Here is a 20,233-nt window from a genome sequence, read left to right as displayed (position 1 = left end):
CCCGCGAGGTGGCCGCCGTGCCGGTGCCGGAGGCGTTCGCGGTGCAGGTGGCGGCGACGCCGGATGCGCTCGCCCTGGTGTCCGGTGGTGCCGAGTTGACGTACCGGGAGTTGAACGCGCGGGCGAACCGGTTCGCGCATGCGCTGATCGCCCGTGGGGTCGGGCCGGAGCAGGTCGTGGCGGTGGCGCTGCCGCGTTCGGTGGAGTCGGTGGTGGCCGTTCTGGGTGTCCTGAAGGCCGGTGCCGCGTACCTGCCCGTGGACCCCTCGTACCCGGCGGCGCGGATCGCGTACATGCTGGAGGACGCCCGCCCGGCGCTGGTGGTCGACGATCCGGCGCTGGTCGCCGAGGCGTCCGAGGCCTCCGAGTGGCCGGACACGGATCCCGTGGTCGCCCTCGACGTCCGGCACCCGGCCTACGTGATCTACACCTCGGGTTCGACCGGCCGTCCCAAGGGCGTCGTGGTCGCCCACGGCGGCGTCGCCAGTCTGGTCGCCGCCCAGATCGAGCGGTTCGCGATCGCACCCGACAGCCGGGTGCTCCAGTTCGCCTCGCCCAGCTTCGACGCCTCGGTGTCGGAGATCTTCACCGCCCTGCTGCGCGGCGCGGCCCTGGTGCTGCCGTCGGCGGCGGAGCCGGTGGCCGCGCTGACCGACCCGGGGCTCGCGGTCACCCACGCGACCGTGCCCCCGTCCGTCCTGGCGGCCCTGCCGGGGGGCGCGGTGACGGTGTCGACCCTGGTGGTGGCGGGCGAGGCCTGCCCGCCGGAGCTGGTGGCGCGCTGGGCCCCGGGGCGCCGGATGGTCAACGCGTACGGCCCGACGGAGACGACGGTGTGCGCGACGATGAGCGACCCGCTGTCCCCGGGGGCGGGCGTGCCGCCGATCGGGCGGCCGATCGCCAACGCGCGGGTGTACGTGCTGGACGAGCGGCTGCGGCCGGTGCCGCCCGGCGTGCCCGGCGAGCTGTACGTCGCGGGCGCGGGCCTGGCGCGCGGCTACCTGAACCGGCCGTCCCTGACGGCGGGCCGCTTTGTCGCCTGCCCGTTCGAGGCGGGCAGCCGGATGTACCGCACCGGCGACGTGGTGCGCTGGCTGGGCGACGGTCAGTTGGAGTACGTCGGCCGCGCCGACGACCAGGTGAAGGTGCGCGGCTTCCGGGTCGAGCCCGGCGAGATCGAGACGGCTCTGGCCGAGCACCCCGCCGTCGCCCGGGCCGCCGTCCTCGCCCAGGACGACCGCCTCATCGGCTACGTCGTCCCCCACCAGACGGAGGCCCGCGACAGCGCCCTGGAAGCCGACCACGTGGGCGAATGGCAGGACATCTACGACGCCCTGCCCATCACCCCCGAGGAAACCGCCTTCGGTCAGAACTTCGTCGGCTGGAACAGCAGTTACGACGCCAGCCCGATCCCCGTCGAGCAGATGAGGGAATGGCGCGACGCGACCGTCTCCCGCATCCTGGCCCTGCGCCCCCGCCGGGTACTGGAGGTCGGCGTCGGCACCGGCCTGCTCCTCTCGCAGGTCGCACCGCACTGCGAGACGTACTGGGCGACCGACTTCTCCGCCACCGCGATCGACGCGCTGGCCGCCCAGATCGCCCGGCAGGAGCAACTGGCCGACCGTGTCGTGCTGCAGACCCGCCCGGCGCACGACACCGACGGCCTCCCGGCCGGGCACTTCGACACCATCGTCATCAACTCGGTCGTGCAGTACTTCCCGTCCGCCGACTACCTCACCGACGTGATCGAAAAGCTGATGCGACTGCTCGCCCCCGGCGGCGCGCTCTTCCTCGGCGACATCCGCAACCTGCGACTGCTGCGCCCGCTGGCCACCGCCGTCCAACTGCACCGGGCCGCCGACGGCGCCGACCTGCCCGCCGTGCGGCGCGCGGTGGAGCAGTCCCTGCTGGTGGAGAAGGAACTCCTGGTCGACCCGGACTTCTTCACCGTCCTGCGGGAGAACGGCGCGGACGTCGGTGCGGACGTCGGCGCGGTGACGGTGGAGGTCAAGCGGGGCCGCCACCACAACGAGCTGACCCGCTACCGCTACGACGTCACCCTGCGCAAGCGGCCCGCCACCCCGGCGCAGGGCGACGAGCCGGTCGAACTCCGCTGGGGCCGGGACGTGACCGCTCTGCCGGAGCTGTGCGAGCTCCTCGGGTGGCACGACGGCCGCCCGGTCCGGATCACCGGGGCACCCAACCGCCGCGTGGTCCGCGAGGCGGCCCTGGCCCGGGCCGTGCAGGAGGAGGACCTCCCGCTCGGGCCGCTGCTGGAGCGGCTGCGCGCCCCGCAGGAGGACGCGGCGCCCGATCCCGAGGACTTCCACGCCCTCGGGGACGCGCTCGGCCGCCGGGTGTCCGTCACCTGGTCGGCCACCGGCCCGGACGCCCTGGACGTGCTCTTCGACGGCGTACCAGGCGTCGCACCCGACGGCGCACCCGGCGACGCCCCGGCCGAGGCGTACCGGCCCACCCGGGGCGCGGGCGCGGCGCTGTCCGCGCTCACCAACCGCCCGGCCGGAAAGCGCGGTGCCCCGGCCCTGGCCGCCGAACTCCGGGGCTGGCTGGGCGCCCGGCTGCCCGACTACCTGGTGCCGTCGGCGTTCGTGGTGCTGGACGCGCTGCCGCTGACCGCCAACGGCAAGCTCGACCGCCGCGCGCTGCCCGCCCCCGACCTCGGGGCGGCCGCCGGCGGCCGGGCGCCACGCACCCCGCAGGAGCAGCTGCTCGCCGAACTCTTCGCCGACGTGCTCGGCCTGCCCCACGTCGGTGTCGAGGACAGCTTCTTCGACCTCGGCGGCCACTCGCTGCTGGCGACCCGCCTGGCCTCCCGGGTCCGGGCTGTCCTCGGCGCCGAACTGGAGATCCGGACGCTGTTCGAGCACCCGACCGTGGCCGCCCTGGCGGGCCGCCTCGACGGGTCCGTCACCGAGCGGCCCGCGCTGACCGCCCGCCCGCGCCCCGAGCGGCTCCCGCTGTCCTTCGCCCAGCGCCGCCTGTGGTTCCTGCACCGCATGGACGGGCCGAGCGCCACCTACAACATGCCGCTCGCCCTGCGGTTGACCGGCGACCTCGACCGGGAGGCGCTGGCGGCAGCGCTGGCGGACGTGGTCGCCCGGCACGAGAGCCTGCGCACCGTCCTGCGGGAGACGGACGGGGCGCCCCACCAGCAGGTGCTGGGCGCGGACGAGGCGCACCCGCCGCTCCCGGTGGTCGAGCTCGACGAGAGCCGGCTGGCCGAACGGCTCGCCGAGGCGGCCCGGCGCGGCTTCGACCTGGCCGCCGAGCCGCCGATCCGGGCGGAGCTCTACGCGCTCGCCCCCGGGCGGCACGTCCTGCTGGTCGTGGTGCACCACATCGCCGCCGACGGCTGGTCGATGGGCCCGCTCTCCCGGGACCTGGCCACCGCCTACGCGGCCCGCTGCCAGGGCGGGGCACCGCAGTGGTCCCCGCTGTCGGTCCAGTACGCCGACTACACCCTGTGGCAGCGCGACCTGCTCGGCGAGGCCGCCGACCGGGGCAGCCTGTTCGCCCGGCAACTCGGCTACTGGAAGCAGGAGTTGGCGGGCCTGCCGGACCAGGTGCGGCTGCCCGCGGACCGGCCCCGGCCGGCCGAGGCCTCCCAGCGCGGCGGCCGGATCGAGGTCCGGTTCGACGCGGACCTGCACCAGGACCTGCGGGATCTGGCCACCGCGTACGGCGCCAGCATGTTCATGGTGCTCCAGGCCGGCCTCGCCGCCCTGCTCACCCGGCTCGGCGCCGGCACCGACATCCCGATCGGCAGCCCCATCGCCGGGCGCACCGACCAGGCGCTGGACGACCTCGTCGGGTTCTTCGTCAACACGCTGGTGCTGCGCACCGACACCGCAGGCGACCCGGGCTTCGCCGAACTCGTCGGCCGGGTGCGGCAGAAGGCGCTGGCCGCCTACGCCCACCAGGACGTGCCGTTCGAGTACCTGGTCGAGGCCGTCAACCCCACCCGGTCGCTGGCCCACCACCCGCTGTTCCAGGTCATGCTCGGCCTGCAGAACGCCCCGGCCGGGGAGTTCGCCCTGCCGGGCCTGGAGACCGCCCACCTGGAGGCCCCCACCGGCACCGCCCGGGTCGACCTGACCGTCAGCCTGGCCGAGCAGTACGGCCCGGACGGCAGCCCGGCCGGCGTGCTCGGCGCGGTCGAGTACGTGACCGACCTGTTCGACCCGGCCACCGTGGAGCTGCTGTTCGCCCGCTGGGTGCGGCTGCTGCGCGCGGCCGCCGCCGAGCCGGACCAGCCGATCGGCCGGCTCGACCTGCTGTCCGGCGAGGAACGCCGCGAACTGCTGGTCGAGTTCAACCGGACCGACGCCGAACTGCCCGGCGCTGAACTGCCCGAGGCCGAACTGCCCAGGGCCGCCCTGCCGGAGCTGTTCGCCCGCCGAGCGCGGGCCACGCCGGACGCGGTCGCGGTCGTCGCGGACGGCGCCGAGCTGACCTACCGGGAGCTCGACGGGCGGGCCAACCGCCTGGCCCGGGCCCTGATCGGCCAGGGCGTGCGGCCGGAGACCCCGGTCGCGGTGCTGCTGGAGCGCTCGGCGGACCTCGTCGTCGCGATCCTGGCGATCGTCAAGGCCGGCGGCGCGTACGTCCCGCTCGATCCGCGGTTCCCGTCCTCCCGGATCGACCTGATCCTCCGGGAGACCGGCGCGGCCCTGGTGCTCACCGAGGACGTGCTGACCGCGCTGAGCCAGGCCGAGCCCGACGGATCCGACCCGCAGATCCCTTGCGATCCCCGGCAGTTGGCCTACGTGATGTACACCTCCGGTTCGACCGGCCGGCCGAAGGGCGTCGGTGTCACCCAGCGCGACGTGGCGGCGCTCGCCCTCGCCCCGTGCTGGCGCGAGGGCGGCCACGACCGGGTGCTGCTGCACTCGCCCACGGCCTTCGACGCCGCGACGTACGAGCTCTGGGCGCCGCTGCTCGGCGGCGGCACGATCGTCGTCGTACCGCCCGGCCGGCTCGACCTCGACCTGCTCGCGGGAGCGGTCGCCGAGCACGGGGTGACCGGACTGTGGCTGACGGCCGGCCTGTTCCGGCTGGTGGCCGAGGAGCGGCCGCACCTGCTCGCCACGGTCCGCGAGGTGTGGACCGGTGGCGACGTGGTGCCGCCGTCGGCCGTCTCCCGGGTGCTGGCGGCCTGCCCGCACACCGCCGTGGTCAACGGCTACGGCCCGACCGAGGCCACCACCTTCGCCGCCCACCACCGGGTCCGCGCGCTGCCCGAAGCCGCCGCGAGCGTGCCGATCGGCCGACCCATGGCGAACATGCGGGCGTACGTGCTCGACGCCGGGCTGCGCGCGGTGCCGGTGGGCGTGGAGGGCGAGCTGTACCTCGCCGGGGCGGGCGTGGCCCGGGGCTACCCGGGCCGGCCGGGCCTGACCGCCGAGCGCTTCGTCGCCTGCCCGTTCGAGCGGGGGGAGCGCATGTACCGCACCGGGGACCTCGTCCGGTGGCTGCCCGGCGGCACCCTGGAGTTCGTCGGCCGCGCCGACGAGCAGGTCAAGCTGCGCGGGTTCCGGATCGAGCCCGGCGAGGTCGAGGCCCTCCTCGCCGCCTGCCCGGGCGTGGCCCAGGCGGCCGTCGTCGCCCGCGAGGACCGGCCGGGCGACAAGCGCCTGGTCGCCTACCTGGTGCCCGCCGCCGAGGGTGCGCCCGCGCCGGACGGCCTCGCCCGCCGGCTCGGCCGCGAACTGCCCGAGTACATGGTGCCGTCGGCCTTCGTCACCCTCGACGCGCTGCCGCTGACCGCCAACGGCAAGCTGGACCGGGCCGCGCTGCCTGCACCCGAGTCCGAGGCGACGGGCGCCGGCCGCGGCCCGCGCACCCCGCAGGAGCAGCTGCTGTGCGCCCTGTTCGCCGAGATCCTCGGCCGGGAGCAGGTCCACCTCGACGACAGCTTCTTCGACCTCGGTGGGCACTCGCTGCTGGCCGCCCGCCTGGTCTCGCGCATCCGCGAGACGCTGGGTGTCCCGGTGGGCCTGCGCACCCTGTTCGAGGCCCCCACCGTCGCCGGTCTGACCAGTCGGCTGGCCATGGACGACGCCGAGGACGCGTTCGACGTGGTGCTGCCTCTGCGGTCCACCGGCACCCGCCCGCCGCTGTTCTGCATCCACCCCGGCGGCGGCATCAGCTGGTCCTACTCCGGCCTGCTGAACCACATCGGCCCGGAGTACCCGGTGTACGCGATCCAGGCACGCGGTCTCGCGCACGCCGAGGCCCTGCCGACGTCGTACGAGGAGATGGCGGCCGACTACGCCGACCAGATCCGCAAGGTCCAGGCCGACGGCCCCTACCGGCTGCTCGGCTGGTCCGCCGGCGGGCTGATCGCCCACGCGATCGCCTGCGAGCTCCAGGCCCGCGGCGAGCGCACCGAACTGCTGGCGACCCTCGACGCCTACCCGGTCAAGGACGTGGTGCTCGACGACTCCGCCGTGCCCACCGAGCGGGACGTGCTCGTCGGCATCCTCGACTGCGACCCCGCCGAACTGGGCGAGGGGCCGCTGTCCTACGCCGAGGTCGCCGAGATCCTGCGCCGTCGGGGCAGCGCCCTGGCGCACCTGGACGAACGGCGCATCGAGGCCGTCGTCCGGATCATGATCAACAACGCCGAGCTGGCGGTCGCCCATGCCCCCGGCCGGTTCGAGGGGGACCTGCTGCTGTTCAACTCCACGATCGACCGCACCGAGGACTCGGCCGGCGCCGGCACCTGGCGCCCGTACGTCACCGGCCGGATCGACTCGCACGACATCACCACCCGCCACGACCGGATGACCCAGCCGGGCTCGCTGGCCCAGATCGGACCGATCGTGGCCGCCCGCCTCGCCGAGGTCACCGGCGACACCGCCCGTTCCCACCAGGAGGACTGACCCATGACCAACCCGTTCGACGACCAGGACGCCACCTTCCTCGTGCTCGTCAACCAGGAGAACCAGCACTCGCTGTGGCCGCAGTTCGCCGACGTCCCCGAGGGCTGGACCGTCGCCCACGGCCCCGACAGCCACACCGCCTGCCTGGAGTACGTCGAGCAGTCCTGGACCGACATGCGGCCCAGGAGCCTCGCCGACGCCATGGACGCCAGGAAGTAGCGCGGCCGACGTGACCTCCACCGACACCCTCGGAACCGACGCCCCCGGTACAGCCGCTGCAGCCGGGCCCGGCGACCTCGCCGCGGCCCTGTACACGCCCGAGGCCCGCCGCGACCCGTACCCGTTCTACGCCCGCATGCGGCGCGAGAGCCCGGTCCACCGCAGCGACCAGGGCATCTGGTACCTCACCCGGTACGCCGACATCGACGCCGCCCTGAGCGACCTGCGCCTGTCGAACGACCGGGACCGGATGACCCGGGCCCTCAGCGGCCTGGGCGGCAACCTGAAGGCCCTGAGCCGGCTCACCGACCGGCTCGGCCGGGTGATGACCAACACCGACCCGCCGGACCACGCCCGGCTGCGCAAGCTCGTCAACCGGGCGTTCACCGCCCGGCGGGTCGAGGCCCTGCGGGACGGCATCCAGACGGTCGTCGACGACCTGATCGACCGGGCCGTGGCCCAGGGGCCCGCCATGGACTTCATCGAGGCGGTCGCCTCCCCGCTGCCCCTGGCCGTCGCCTGCGAGCTGTTCGGCATCCCGCCCGAGGACCGCCCCGAAGTCAAGACCTGGTTCCGTCGGATCGGCAACCTGACCGCCGACATCGAGCAGGCCGAGGCCGCCGTCGACCAGTACGAGGAGTACCTGTCCCGGCTCATCCGGCAGCGCCGCGACGATCCGGGCGACGACCTGATCAGCGCCCTGGTCACCACCCAGGCCACGGACGACCGGCTCACCGACTCCGAACTGCTGTCCACCTGCTTCGTCCTCATCACCGCCGGGGACGAGACCACCGCCAACCTGATCGGCAACGGCACCCTCGCCCTGCTGCGCCACCCCGACCAGCTGGCCCGGCTGCGCGAGGACCCGGCGCTGATCCGCACCGCCGTCGAGGAGCTGGCCCGCTACGACACGCCGACCCAGGCGATCGTCCGGGTCGTCGCGCAGGACGTCGAGATCGGCGGGCGGATGCTGCGCGAGGGCGAGCTGGTGTACCTGTTCCTCGGCGCGGCCAACCGCGACGAGGACCGCTTCGAGGACCCCGACCGACTCGACCTGGCGCGCACCCGCAACCGGCACCTGACCTTCGGCACGGGCCCGCACTTCTGCCTCGGCGGACCGCTCGCCAAGCTCCAGACCGAACTGGCGGTCGGCACCCTGGTCCGCAGGCTCCCGGGCCTCGCACTCGCCGACGGGACGGCCCTCGACTGGCGGCCCAACCCGCTGCAACGGCGGCTGTGCGCCCTGCCGCTCACCTACTGAACGACAACCTCGTCGAACGACAAGCCCGTCGAACGACAACCCCACCGAACGACAAGACCATCGACTGCGAAGGAGAACCGACCATGGCCCGAGAGTTCCAGGTGCGCCGGGAACAGGACCTGCCCGCCGCACCGGACCAGGTCTGGCAGGCGATCGCCACCGGCGCCGGCAACCTCAGCTGGCTGTACCCCATGGAGGTCGAGCCGCACGTCGGCGGGACGGTCTCCCGCGGCGGCGGCACCGTCGTGGCCTGGGAGCCGCCGCACCACTTCGCCGTCCGGGCGACCAGGGACGGCGGCTTCTCGAACACCCTCAGCTACCACATCGAGGCGGCCGACGGCACGTCGAGCCACCTGCGGATGGGGATCCACTGGGTGCACGAGGGCGTCGTCGACGACGGCTGGGACACCAGGGCGGACGCGGCCGAGAAGCACGTCGACCTCTACCAGCACAGCCTCGCCCAGTACCTGACGCACTTCGCCGACCGCACCGCCGTCTACGTCAAGGCCGCCCGGCCCGGACCGACCGCCGACCCCGCCGACTTCGCCACGCTGCGCCGGCGCCTCGGCCTGGCCGACGACACGGCCGTCGGCGACCGGCTGTCACTCGACCTCCCGGGCGCGGACGGCGGCCCGGAAGAGGTGGTCGTGGACTACCTGAGCCCCGACTTCATCGGTCTGCGCGGCCCGGACACCCTGTACCGGTTCTACAACGGCAGCTCCTGGAACTGGCCGATCTGGCTGGGCCACCACCTGTTCGCCGAGGGAGCGGACGAGGAGCAGGCGACCAAGGCGTGGAACGCCTGGCTCAACGGTTCCTGACCCGCCGTACGACAGACAACCGGAGGGACCCCTGGTGGAAGAAACACTGCTCTACGCCGCCGAACTCGTCGAGGAGGGCGGCACCTACAAGCTCGTCGTGCAGGACGTGGTCCGGGACACCGTCCAGGTCACCCCCGTCCCCAAGACCGCGGTGGACAGGCTCCCGACCTTCCTGTCGGTGCTCAGCGCCAAGCTCAACCCCGCACCGGCCCGCGGCCGCCGGTAGAACACCCCACACCCGAAGAGGCCGGCGCCGCGCCCCGGCGCCGGCCTCTTCGCCGTTCAGCCGCTGATGCTCGGGTGGCCGTTCTCGACGTGGCCCATGAGGCGGCGGCGGAAGGACGCGTCCTCGGCGATCGCGAGGTCCAGGTCGTACCAGCCGCCGGCGTCCTCGGTGTCCCAGGCGAGGACGAGGGGTTTGCCCGTGGCGACGGTCCCGGTCAGCGCCTTCGCGGTGCTGTAGTGCCGGGGTGCCAGGGTGACGGCCTGCGGCGTGGCGCTCGGCGACGTGATCGTCAGGGTGAGGGTGCGCTTCGGGGCGGCGGCGATGGCGGTGGCCACGGAGGTGTCGGCGGCGGCCCCGGCGGCCTTCCCGGCGAACTCGCGGCGGAATCCGTTGGGGCCGGTGAGGTAGAAGTCGTAACTTCCCTCGCGCACCGGCACTTTGGTGGCGGGCGTGGTGGTGCCGAGCACGTCGAAGTGCCGGGGTGCGTCGTAGCTGCCGGACGTGCCGACGTTGTCGTACAGGGTCAGGTGTACGGAGGCGGCGCCGGTATTGGTCGGCTGGAGGACGAACGCGCCCTGCTGCTGGTCCAGGGCGCCGTGGGCGTCCGGCTGGTACGGCAGCGGGCGGGCCAGACGCCGGGTGGGGTCGGTGGGTTGCGACGGCGGGTCGCCGGTGCGGTCGAAGTCGAAGACCGAGGTGAGGTTGCCGGCCACGGTGCGCCGCCAGCGGCTGATGGCGGGCTGCCGTACGCCCAACCACTCCTCCAGGAAACGGACTTGTGAGGTGTGGTCGAAGACCTGGGAGTTGACGTAGCCGCCCACCGTCCACGGGGAGACGACGATCATCGGTACGCGCATGCCCAGACCGATGGGCTGGTCGCCGACGTACTCGTCGTCGACGCCCTGCGGGGGCACCGGCGGCGGCACGTGGTCGAAGAAGCCGTCGTTCTCGTCGTAGCTGATGAACAGCACGGTGGAGTCCCACATGTCCTCGTCGGAGGCGATGACGTCCAGGACCTGGGCGACGACCTCCTCACCGGCCATGGGGGCCGAACCGCCGTCGCCCGGGTGCTCCGAGTCCGCGTCCGAGGGCACCAGGTACGAGACCCGGGGGACCCTCTTCGCCGCCACATCCTGGGCGAACGCGTAGACGAAGTCGCGGTAGTTCTTCGGGTTCTGCTTCGAGTCCGGCGGGGGCGGGCAGCGGAAGAGCCCGCGGTCGTAGAGGCTCCGGTCGGCCGGCGGCAGGGCGGCGACCGCCTTGGCGAGGGCCTCCACGTCCGTCTGCTGAACTTGACCCGGATCCTTGTAGAAGTCGTACAGGCTCAGGTACTTGAGCTCGGCCTTCTCCAGCACGGTCTGGAAGATCCGCTTGAACTCGGCGTGGAAGTCCAGGTTGTTGTCGTAGTAGTTGTCCCAGCCCTGGTAGACGCGCCAGCTGATACCGTCGGCGCCGAAGGGGTCGTTGTTGACCTCCAGGATCTCGGGGTAGCTGGACCAGTTGTAACCCAGCTTCCGTAGGTCCTTGTCCAAGCTCTTCCCGGGGTCCTCGCGGTCGTGCGCGGTCGACCCGGTGACCCGCGACCCGTCGGGCTCCCAGCCGCCGAATCCGCTGAAGAGGTAGTTGCGGTTCGAGGTGGTCTCGCTCATCACCGAGCAGTGGTAGGCGTCGCACACGGTGAACCGCTCGGCCAGCGCCCGGTAGGTGCCGACGACCTCCGGCTGGTCGAAGTAGCCCATCGTGACGGTCCCCTTGGCCTTGATCCACTGGTCGTAGCGGCCGTTGTTCCACGCCTGGTGGCCGGTGGGCCAGGTGTGGGCCGCGGGCTCGGCCGTACCCTGGTCCGGCCTGAGCTGGTAGGGCCTCTGGGGCTTGGACGGATGGTCGGGGTCGGGCTGGTCGAGGACGGTGTGGCCGCCGGTCCCGGGGAACGTGACGAGGTTGCGGTCGTCGTACCCGCGCACTCCTCGGAAGTTGCTGCCGAAGTAGTGGTCGAAGGAACGGTTCTCCTGCATCAGGAAGACCACGTGTCGGATGGCCTTCAGGCCGCCGGGGCGGGGTTTGCGCTTGAGGGCCTTCAGCAGCGAGTCCGGCAGCGACGGAGCGCTCTGCGGGGAGTGGGGAGTGTTCACGCGTTCTCCTGGTCCGGCGTGGCGGGCGAACCGGAGGGTGCGTTCTCGGTGGCCCGGAGGTAGTCGAGGTAGATGAAGTCGCCCTTGGCGCCCTTGTTGAGATCCGTGTCGACGCGGGTGTAGCCCGTCTCGGGAGGGATCTCCTGCGATCCGTCCTGCCAATGCGTGACGGTGAGGTCGACGATGGGCCGGCCTGCGCCTTCCTGGCGGGTGACGGCCAGGAACAGGGCCGTGCCGTGCACGGGCGTCCCCCTGTTGAGGTCGACCGGCAGCTTCTGGTACCCGGCGGGCGGCTTCTCGTCGTCCTTCAGGACGCGGATGCCGGTGACGGGCCGGTCGTCGGCGGACCGTTCGAAGACGAGGTACAGGTAGGCGCCGTGCGCGCCCTTGTTCAGGTCGACGTCGATCCACTCCCACCCGGTGGGTGTGTGGAACGGACTTCGTACCGGGTCGTCGTAGGCGACCAGGACGTTGACGTCTGTGACGAACTGACCCATGGGCAGGTCTCCGATCGGAGCGGGTGAACGTGAGCGGGGCGGATGGGGGCTCGAAGGCCAGGGCGCGTACGGGTACGTGAGACGCCCGGCCGGGGTCGGCCCGGCCGGGCGTCCAGTGCTGGGTGCGGCGGGCCAGGTGCGGTCCGGGCACCCGAGGCGGCCGTCAGCCCTTGGTGAGGCCTTCCCACTCGCTCAGCGGCGCCGGACCGTAGGTCTTCGTGTCCTTGTGCGGCTCCCCGTTGGCGACGTTGATCCGCACGAACCGGTCGCCGGAGAAGACCCAGTACTCGTTGCTGCCGTCCGGGACCTTCATGACGGCGTCGATCTTCGCGAAGTCCGACAGGCTGGGCCAGTCCTCGCGGATGGTGCCCTTGCTGACGAGCTTGTCCGGGTACGGGTGGCTGCTCGTCACGGTGATTTCGACGCGCCGGTAGTCGGTGTTGGAGAACACCCAGAACTGGTTCGGCTTGTCGGGAACGGCCATCACCGCGTCGACATGGTTGAAGCCCATGGTTGAGCCTTTCTGAATTCATCTGTTCGTTTGCCGCCGAAGCTGTGCTCGGGCGGATCTGCGGCTCAGTCCCATGGCTCGCGTGCGGCGAGGAACGTCGGGGAGGAGCGCCGCGAACCACGCTAGGTCGGCCGGTCCGGGGGCGCGATGCGAAAAGGCCCGGTGACCTGCATTCCAGTGACAGGTAATTTTGCTACGAACCTTTGACGCGAGAAGTCGGCCCGGCGCTCGGGGAGCCTTGACGGCCTGCTCCGCGGCTGTCCGGGACCGAGGACGAGCCGCCTCCCGGCCGACGGCTTCCGCAAGGCTCGACGACGGCGTTCGTTCGAGTGGACCGGTGACTGGTGACCGGTCGTGGCTGGGGGAGGGTGCCTGCCACCCCACCCGGCCGGCTGCGGCGCCCCACCCGGCCGTCAACCCGGCCGTCGAGGCGTGGGGGCGTGGGGCGGGGCATGGGGCGGGAATGGCTTGAGTCGACCGTGATTCATATGATGGAAAGCCAGTAGTTGTTTTGCCGGTGTCATGATCCTCGGAGGGCGCCCCGGACCAAGGTGCGCCCATGGAACCGGGCCGGTCTCCGGATTCGCTCCGGTCCTCGGGCTTGATTCAGGGAGTATCATGCGCGGCACCGTGCTCGCCGACCGCTACCGGCTGGTAGACCTGCTGGGCGGCGGGTCGATGGGCGACGTGTGGCTCGCCGAGGACGAGGTCCTGGGCCGCCGGGTCGCGGTCAAGGTGGTGAAGCCGGCCCTGCTGGACGAATCCGGCTTCGCCGAACGCTTCCACGCCGAGGCCCGCGTCATGGCGCAGCTGCGCCACCCGGGCATCGTCGGCGTGTACGACTACGGGCACAGCGCCGTGGACGGGCGGCCCTCGGTCGGCTACCTGGTCATGGAGCTGATCGACGGGGAACCGCTGAGCGCCGTGCTGGAACGCCGCGGCGCGCTGCCGGTGGAGGAGACCCTCCGGATGGCACTCCAGGTGCTGGAGGGGTTGGAGGCCGCGCACGAGTCCGGGGTGGTCCACCGGGACATCAAACCGGCCAACCTGATGGTCCGCGGCGACCGGACGGTGATCGCGGACTTCGGCATCGCCCGGCCCGGCTGCGACGCCCGGCTGACCGTACCGGGCATGGTGCTCGGCACCGCCGCCTACCAGGCGCCGGAACAGGCCTCCACCGGGACGGTCACCGCCTCGGCGGACCTCTACGCACTCGGCGTCGTCCTCTACGAATGCCTCGCCGGCAAGCTCCCCTTCGACGGGGAGACCGCCCTCGAACTGATCCTCAAGCACCTGACGGAGCCCGTGCCGCCGCTTCCCGAGGACGTGCCCGCGCCGGTGTGGGCGCTGGTCGAGCGGGCGATGGCCAAGGAGCCCGGCGAGCGCTGGCCCGACGCGGCGGCGATGGCCGCGGCGGTACGGGACGCCCTCGCACCGGCCGAGGAGACGGCGCCGGCGTTGGTCCCGGTCGGGCCCCTGCCGGTCGTCGGACGCGCACGGTGGGCCAGGTTCCGCCTGCGCGGGCTGATCGGGGTGACGGCGCTGTCGCTGCTCTGCGTGGTCGGGGCCTCCGGAGCGACGGTGATCCGGTCCGATGAGGACGACGCTCCGGGCACCGCCGCCGTCGCGGGCCCGGTGGCCGGCCTCGTCGCGGGCCCGGCCGTTCCCGCGGCGGTGGCAGCCGACCGCCAACCCGCCGGACAACAGCCCGCCGAGCCGACGACCCCGGTGCCGTCGACCGGACCGGAAGCGGGCGGGAGCCCCACGCCCGGCGCCGGACCCGCGCCGGTCGCCGGCCAGGACCTCGCGGTGCCCGTTCGGCCCGGTACGCCCACCCGGGGCTCCGCCGCGTCCCCTCCCGCCTCCGCCACGGCCACCGGCGGCCAGGGCGCCACCACGCCCGTCCGGCCCGGTACGCCCAACCCGGCCCCCGCCGCGTCCCCTTCGGCCTCCGCCGCGCCCACCGCGAGCCAGAACCCCGCCTCGCCCGCGCCGACCTCCGCCGTCCCGTCCCCGCCCGCTTCCCACGAACCGCCCACGCCCACGTCGTCCGCGACGTCGACGCCGCCCACGCCGCCCACGCCGGAGCCGAAACCGCAGCCGCAGCTGCCCTCCCAGACACAGATCACCGGCGTCAACGGCGCGCTGGACAACTCCTACTCCGCGGACGAGAACGGCAACCGGGTCGGCACCTTCGCCGTCAACGGCACGCCGGCCCAGGTGTGGCGGCTGGAAAAGCTGTCCGAGGGGAAGTACTTCCTGCGCAACGCCTCCAGCAACTACACCAAGGTGCTGGACCTGGACACGGGTGACGGGCGCGTGCAGATCTGGACGAGCCCGCCGTACAACGACAACCAGCTCTGGTCCTTCGTGCCGGTCCGGGGCGGCTACCAGATCGTCAACGGCACCACCAAGGGCTGCCTGACGTCCGACGGAGTCGCCAACTACGTCAGGGTGGCGGCCTGCTCCAACGCGGAGAGCCAGGTGTGGGCGCTGTCCTGAGCCGTCCGACCGGCAGCCGAACACCCCCTGGGCGAGGGGAGGATCACGCCGGCAGCCAGGACGGCCACTGCCGGCGGGGACGGTCGGCGGCCCCGCCGAGGCCGATCAGGGCGCGCAGCCGGTCGGCCTCGGGGGAGCCGATGGAGGCCAGGATGTCGTAGGCCTCCGACCGGCACGCCCGGGCCGCGTCCTCGGCGCCGCCGCGGTCGGCGAGCGCGTCACCGAGCGCCGCCAGGGCCAGCCCCCGCCCCCGGCGGTCGCCGTCGAGCGTCAGCACCTCGACCGCCCGGTCGGCCGCCTCCACCGCCTCGTCGCCGCGGCCGACGGCTCGCAGCGACTCGGTGAGCCGCAGGAGCGTGCGGCCCGTCCGGCGCCGGTCGTCCGGCCGCAGCAGGGCGAGGGCGCCGCGGTGGTGGCTCAGAGCCTGCTCGAACTCGCCGCGATCGTGGGCGATCGTCCCCAACGAGTCGAGGGCGAGCGTCTGGAGCTCGTGGTCGGCGAGCTGGTGGCAGATCAGCAGTGACTGGTCGACGACGCGGACCGCCGCCTCGGGCCGGCCGAGCTCGGTGAACGCACCGGCCAGGTTGAGCAGTTCGCCCGCCACCGAGCGCCGGTCGCCGAGCCGCTCCCAGACCGCGATCGCCGCCGCGAAGCCGTCGACCGCGTCGCCCGGCCGGCCGACCTGGACGAACAGGGCGGCCAGCGAGGCGTGGGCCAGGGCGAGCAGCGGCCCCGGCAGGCCGTGGGCGATGCACAGGTCGCGGGACCTGAGCAGCTCGCCGAGGGCCGCGGGTTCGGAGCCGACCTCGGTCAGCAGCCGGCCGAGCACCAGCCGGGCCCTGACCTCGGCCGTTCGGTCGCCCTGCCGGACGGCGGCCTGGAGCAGGACCTTGGCCGCGTGCCCCAGCGGCCGGGCGGCCTGGCCGGTCTCGCACAACAGGCTGCCGCCGAGCAGCAGTTCGGCCGCCAGATCGAGCCGGGGTGGCCGGGGGAGCCCGGCGTACTGGCCGACCAGAGCGCCGATGCCCTGGTACTCGCCGCGACCGCGGGCCACCACGCGGCAGTCGGCGGCGTACGGTGTACCGGCGCCGGTCAGGGCCGCGCGGGTGGCGGCCGGGCCGAGGGCCGCGACGGTCTCGGCGTGCTGGTGGATCACCAGGCGGGTGAGGATGGCGGCCGGGCGGTCCGCCGCCGGAGCCGAGCCCGCGCCCGAGCCCGTACCCGCCTCGACGTCGGCTGCTGTATCAGCTGTATCAGCTGTGTCCGGGGTGAGCCGCTGGGCGAAGGCGCGCAGCAGGTCGTGGTACCGGTAGCGGTCCGGTGGCGCGGTCTCCAGCATCGAGCAGTCGACCAGGGACTCGGCCAGTTCCTCGGCCTCGTGCTCGGGCAGGTCGAGCACCGCCGCGACCGCGCCCGGCGACAGGTCGGGCACGTCCGGCACCGCCAACAGACAGAAGGCACGGGCCTGGTCGGGCGTCAGCTGGTCGTAGCCGAAGCGGAACGCCGACTCGACGGCGAGGTCCTCGGTGCGCAGCACGTCCAGCCGGCGACGGTTCTCGGACAGCTTGTCGAGCAGCCGGGCCATGGTCCAGCCCGGCCGGCAGGAGAGGCGGGCGGCGAGGATGCGCACGGCCAACGGGAGGTGACCGCAGAGCCGCACGAGCTCCCTGGCCGTGTCCGCCTCGGCCCGCAGCCGCTGCCCGCCGACCACCTGGCCGAGCAGGTCGAGGGCCTCCTCCGGGGCGAAGGTCGGCAGCTCGACGACGTGCGCGTTGGGAAGTGAACCGAGCCTGGCCCGGCTGGTGACGAGCACGGCGCAACCGGGCCGGCCGGGCAGCAGCGGCCTGATCTGCTCGGCGTCCCGGGCGTTGTCGAGGACCATCAGCACGCGTCGGCCGGAGAGCAGCGAGCGGAACTGGGCGGAGCGTTCGGCGAGCCCGGCGGGCAGCGCCTCCGCCGGTACGCCGAGGGCGCGGAGGAAGGCGCCCAACACCTCCTCGGGCGGGGTCGGGCGGCCGTCGGCCCCGTGCAGGTCGACGTAGAGCTGGCCGTCGGGGAAGTCGGCGGCCAGCCCGTGCGCGACATGGACGGCCAGGGCCGTCTTGCCCATGCCGCCCAGGCCCGACACGGTCGCCACGGGCACGGTGCGGGGCGCGAGCAGGACGGCCCGCACCGCCTCGGTCTGCGCCTCGCGGCCGGTGAAGTCGGCGAGGTCGGCCGGTACCTGGGTCGGCCGGATCGGCGCGTGGTACGGCGGGCGGGCCGTGGTGGTGGTGTCGGGTCGGAGCGGCGCGGGCGCCACGAGGGCGGTGTCGGCCACCAGGATCCGGCGCTGCAACTCGCGCAGGCCGGGCCCGGCGGCGACGCCGAGCTGCGCCCGCAGCCGCCGGTCCGTCTCGCGGTACACGCTCAGGGCCTCGGCCTGCCGTCCGGACCGGTAGAGGGCGAGCATCAGCAGCTCGGAGAACCGTTCCCTGAGCGGGTGTTCGGCTGCGACCGCGGTCAGTTCGGCGACGGCCTCGCCGGACGGTCCGGCCTCGATCTCGGCCTCCAGACACGACTCCAGGACGGTCACCCGGCGTTCGGTCCACTCGCCGCGCTGCCGCTCGGCATAGGGGCCGGAGAGCCCGGACATCGGCTCGCCCTGCCAGAGGGCCAGCGCCAGGCGCAGCGCGGCGGCGGCGCGGGCGTGCTCCCCGGCGCCGCTGAACTCCTTCGCCGTGCCGACGAGCTCCTCGCAGCGGTGGATGTCCAGCTCCCCCGGATCCACGGTGAGCAGGTAGCCCCCGCTGAGCGAGGTCAGCGGGGCGGGCCCGAGGACGCGGCGCAGGCGGTGGACGTACGTCCGGATCACGGCCATGGGCTTGGCGGGCGGCTCCTCGCCCCACAGGTCGTCGACGAGCTGACCGGTCGACACGGGGTGGTTGGCCCTCAGCAGCAGCGAGAGCAGCAGGTTCCGCTGCTGCGGCGACCCGAGTGCGAGCTCGCCGCCGTCCCGCCACCCCCGTATCGGTCCCAGCACCGTGAACCGCAACCCACCCACCGACCGTTCCCCTCTGCCTGCAAACGAACCCCCGGGCGCATGATACCGACCGCATCACCCCTGGCCGGGGCCGCTCGGGGGCCGTTCACGGGCCGTCCAGGGGCCGCCACGGGGAGACGCGGGTGTCCGTGGAGGGCAGTCGACGCGGCACCGGTGAAAAAAGACCGGTGAAAAAAAGAAGGTGCCTCGCCCGCGCGACATGCTGACGCCTTACGTAGTCATGAGGGGTATGCACGGGGATCACAGGACAAGGGAACAGGCGGGAACCGAGTGAAGTCAGCACAGGAGGATGAGTACCTGGAGTTCGCGGCCGCGAGGGCGAAGGCGCTGTACCGCTCGGCGTACGTCCTCGCCGCAGGCGACACGTATCTGGCGGAGGACCTGGTCCAGGAAGCCCTCAGCCGGGTGTACGTGCACTGGAAGCGGGTGGCCAAGGCGGACAACCCGGCCGCCTACGCCCAGACGGTCCTGGTCCGCACCTTCCTCAGCCTGCGGCGTCGGCGGAGCAGCGGCGAGCGCCCCATCGGGACCATGCCCGACAGCGCGGCGGCGGGCCCGGACACCGCACTGCGGCTCACCCTGCTGGACGCGCTCGGCCAACTGCCGCCCCGCGACCGGGCGGTGCTGCTGCTGCGCTACTGGGAGGACCGCAGCATCGAGGAGACCGCCCGGATGCTCAGGCTGAGCAGCAGTGCGGTCCGCTCCCAGGGCACCCGGGCACTCGGCAAGCTGCGTGCGTTGCTCGGCGACAGCCTGTCCGACCTGGTCGCGCACTGAGCACCGGTGCGCGACCAGGTCCACCGCCGCAAAGCCCCCATCAGCATCAGCGACAGAAAAGGTGACGCCAGCATGCCGTTCGAAGCAGACCTCGCACACGCCCTGGACCGCACGACCGACTCCCTCGAACCCGATCTCACCGCGCTCCTGAGCGGAACCGTCGAGCGCGGGCGGAGCCGCCGGCGTCGGCGCACGGCGGGTGTCATCGCCGGGGTCGGCGCCTGCGCCGTGATCGCGGCAGCCGGTGTGGTGATCCCCGACGTGCTCTCCGGGATGCACTCCGAAGGATCCGACATCGGGATCGTGGCGATGGCGATGCCGCGTTCCGCGATCACCGACACCCAGATGATCCAGGCCCTGGAGGCGACGTTCCCCGGGGGCCGGTTCAGCGCGGAGAGCGGGCAGAGCAACAACCCCTCGGACCCGTCCAACGGGCGCGTCGCCAACGGCGGACTGGTCCTCGACGACGGGCACGGCGCCGCCTTCGTCGGCGTCTCGGCCGTGCGGCTCCCACTGCCGCTCAAGGACGGCGACGGGCTGAGCTGCGAGCGGCAGCCCAAGAAGGACGGTGACACCTGCAAGATGAGCGAGCTGCCGAGCAGCGCCGAGATTCCCGGCGGGGCCCTGGTGATGTTCCAGCAGAACGCGGCCGCGCACCCGGTCCGTCCCGACACCGCCCGCCGCTGGACGGTGACGGTGACCCTGAAGTCGACCGGCGCGCAGCTTCAGATGGTGCAGTGGAACAGCACCGGCGGCGGCACCGGCGCCGAGACGCCGAAGCCGACCCGTCCCGCTCCTCCACTCTCCGAGCCGCAGGCGGTGGCCGCACTCACCGGTGCCGCCTGGGCACCGATCCTCGGCGCCGTCGGCTGAGCCTGCGCGTCGCGTTCGTAGGGGTTGCGTTCGCCGACGTTGCGTCCGCCGAGGTCGAGCACGTCTGTTCCGTTGTTCCGTGCGAGACCTCGGCGGGCACGCGCCCCGGGCCGGGCATTTGTTTCGGGCGCCGAGGAGGGGTACTGTCAGCCAGTCGCTCGGCAGGGAGCACCGGACACGCATCGGCGCGGACGGTCCCGGGGCGGCCAATCCTTTCGAAACACCACGTCCCGGTTCGGGCCGGGTCGGCTTGCCATGTGCGGGCGAGACTCGGTGTGTATATCGGTGTGTTCGTTTTATTGGATTGCGGCCGATTCGCTTTTCGGAGCAGGGATCGGCTAGAGTTTGAAACGTCGGACGGGGCGTCAAGTCGCAGAAGACACCAGCGAGTTGGATGAACGAAGCGCCGGAAACGGAGCGGAAAACATCTGGTAAGCTGGAAACACGAAAGAACGAAGCGCCCGGA

Annotated in this window: 12 protein-coding genes; 8 read left to right on the top strand and 4 right to left on the bottom strand. The window is 73.1% G+C overall.

Annotation, left to right across the window (positions count from 1 at the left end; all coding sequences use genetic code 11):
• The 5 genes from ACFWPT_RS39025 to ACFWPT_RS39005 form a co-directional block, all read left to right on the top strand.
• Positions 1-6,905, top strand: a 6,905-nt coding sequence (locus ACFWPT_RS39025; RefSeq protein WP_380487670.1) for an amino acid adenylation domain-containing protein, incomplete at its 5' end; no start/stop codon positions are given.
• A 3-nt stretch (positions 6,906-6,908) separates the two neighbouring features.
• Positions 6,909-7,124, top strand: coding sequence for an MbtH family protein (locus ACFWPT_RS39020; RefSeq protein WP_363377310.1), 216 nt, complete (start codon positions 6,909-6,911; stop codon positions 7,122-7,124).
• Positions 7,125-7,134: 10 nt separating this feature from the next.
• Positions 7,135-8,385 carry a cytochrome P450 gene (locus ACFWPT_RS39015; protein WP_380487668.1) on the top strand — a complete coding sequence of 417 codons (1,251 nt, stop codon included), beginning with the start codon at positions 7,135-7,137 and terminating at the stop codon, positions 8,383-8,385.
• An 83-nt stretch (positions 8,386-8,468) separates the two neighbouring features.
• The gene (locus ACFWPT_RS39010) at positions 8,469-9,206 is read left to right on the top strand and encodes an SRPBCC domain-containing protein (RefSeq protein ID WP_380378523.1); all 738 of its coding nucleotides are present in this window, start codon (positions 8,469-8,471) and stop codon (positions 9,204-9,206) included.
• Positions 9,207-9,240: 34 nt separating this feature from the next.
• The gene (locus tag ACFWPT_RS39005) at positions 9,241-9,432 is read left to right on the top strand and encodes a hypothetical protein (protein ID WP_244293816.1); all 192 of its coding nucleotides are present in this window, start codon (positions 9,241-9,243) and stop codon (positions 9,430-9,432) included.
• 56 nt (positions 9,433-9,488) lie between these two features.
• Here ACFWPT_RS39005 and ACFWPT_RS39000 read toward each other — a convergent pair whose 3' ends face one another.
• The 3 genes from ACFWPT_RS39000 to ACFWPT_RS38990 all read right to left on the bottom strand — a co-directional run bounded on the left by ACFWPT_RS39000 (position 9,489) and on the right by ACFWPT_RS38990 (position 12,572).
• On the bottom strand, positions 9,489-11,564 hold the full coding sequence (locus ACFWPT_RS39000; RefSeq protein ID WP_380487666.1) for an alkaline phosphatase family protein: 2,076 nt from the start codon (positions 11,562-11,564) through the stop codon (positions 9,489-9,491).
• Positions 11,561-12,061: a hypothetical protein gene (locus ACFWPT_RS38995; RefSeq protein WP_380487664.1), complete on the bottom strand. Its 501-nt coding sequence runs from the start codon at positions 12,059-12,061 to the stop codon at positions 11,561-11,563. Before ACFWPT_RS38995 ends, ACFWPT_RS39000 begins: the two co-directional genes overlap by 4 nt.
• Before the next feature lie 163 nt (positions 12,062-12,224).
• Entirely contained in the window at positions 12,225-12,572 is a 348-nt protein-coding gene (locus ACFWPT_RS38990) for a hypothetical protein (RefSeq protein WP_380378519.1), read from the bottom strand.
• A 618-nt stretch (positions 12,573-13,190) separates the two neighbouring features.
• Here ACFWPT_RS38990 and ACFWPT_RS38985 point away from each other — a divergent pair.
• The gene (locus ACFWPT_RS38985) at positions 13,191-15,074 is read left to right on the top strand and encodes a protein kinase (RefSeq protein WP_380487662.1); all 1,884 of its coding nucleotides are present in this window, start codon (positions 13,191-13,193) and stop codon (positions 15,072-15,074) included.
• A 43-nt stretch (positions 15,075-15,117) separates the two neighbouring features.
• On the opposite strand, the gene ACFWPT_RS38980 is transcribed toward ACFWPT_RS38985, so the two are convergent.
• Entirely contained in the window at positions 15,118-18,096 is a 2,979-nt protein-coding gene (locus tag ACFWPT_RS38980; protein ID WP_380487660.1) for a BTAD domain-containing putative transcriptional regulator, read from the bottom strand.
• 291 nt (positions 18,097-18,387) lie between these two features.
• Here ACFWPT_RS38980 and ACFWPT_RS38975 point away from each other — a divergent pair, with 291 nt between their 5' ends.
• Both ACFWPT_RS38975 and ACFWPT_RS38970 read left to right on the top strand, forming a co-directional pair.
• Positions 18,388-18,894 (top strand): SigE family RNA polymerase sigma factor, encoded by a 507-nt coding sequence (locus ACFWPT_RS38975; protein ID WP_363377319.1) that lies wholly within the window; start codon positions 18,388-18,390, stop codon positions 18,892-18,894.
• A 72-nt stretch (positions 18,895-18,966) separates the two neighbouring features.
• On the top strand, positions 18,967-19,767 hold the full coding sequence (locus ACFWPT_RS38970; protein WP_380487657.1) for a hypothetical protein: 801 nt from the start codon (positions 18,967-18,969) through the stop codon (positions 19,765-19,767).
• Positions 19,768-20,233 lie beyond the last annotated feature (466 nt).

The sequence above is a fragment of the Kitasatospora sp. NPDC058478 genome, from assembly GCF_042720345.1.
In the GTDB taxonomy this organism is placed as follows: domain Bacteria; phylum Actinomycetota; class Actinomycetes; order Streptomycetales; family Streptomycetaceae; genus Kitasatospora.
The sequence above is the reverse complement of the archived record's forward strand: the minus strand, read 5'-3'. Positions and strand labels throughout refer to the sequence as shown.

Bases quoted from the DNA above. Each gene is read 5' to 3' on its own strand.
- ACFWPT_RS39020 (WP_363377310.1), top strand. From the start codon at position 6,909: ATGACCAACCCGTTCGACGACCAGGACGCCACCTTCCTCGTGCTCGTC.
- ACFWPT_RS38970 (WP_380487657.1), top strand. From the start codon at position 18,967: ATGCCGTTCGAAGCAGACCTCGCACACGCCCTGGACCGCACGACCGAC.
- ACFWPT_RS38995 (WP_380487664.1), bottom strand. From the start codon at position 12,061: ATGGGTCAGTTCGTCACAGACGTCAACGTCCTGGTCGCCTACGACGAC.
- ACFWPT_RS38990 (WP_380378519.1), bottom strand. From the start codon at position 12,572: ATGGGCTTCAACCATGTCGACGCGGTGATGGCCGTTCCCGACAAGCCG.
- ACFWPT_RS38985 (WP_380487662.1), top strand. From the start codon at position 13,191: ATGCGCGGCACCGTGCTCGCCGACCGCTACCGGCTGGTAGACCTGCTG.
- ACFWPT_RS39010 (WP_380378523.1), top strand. From the start codon at position 8,469: ATGGCCCGAGAGTTCCAGGTGCGCCGGGAACAGGACCTGCCCGCCGCA.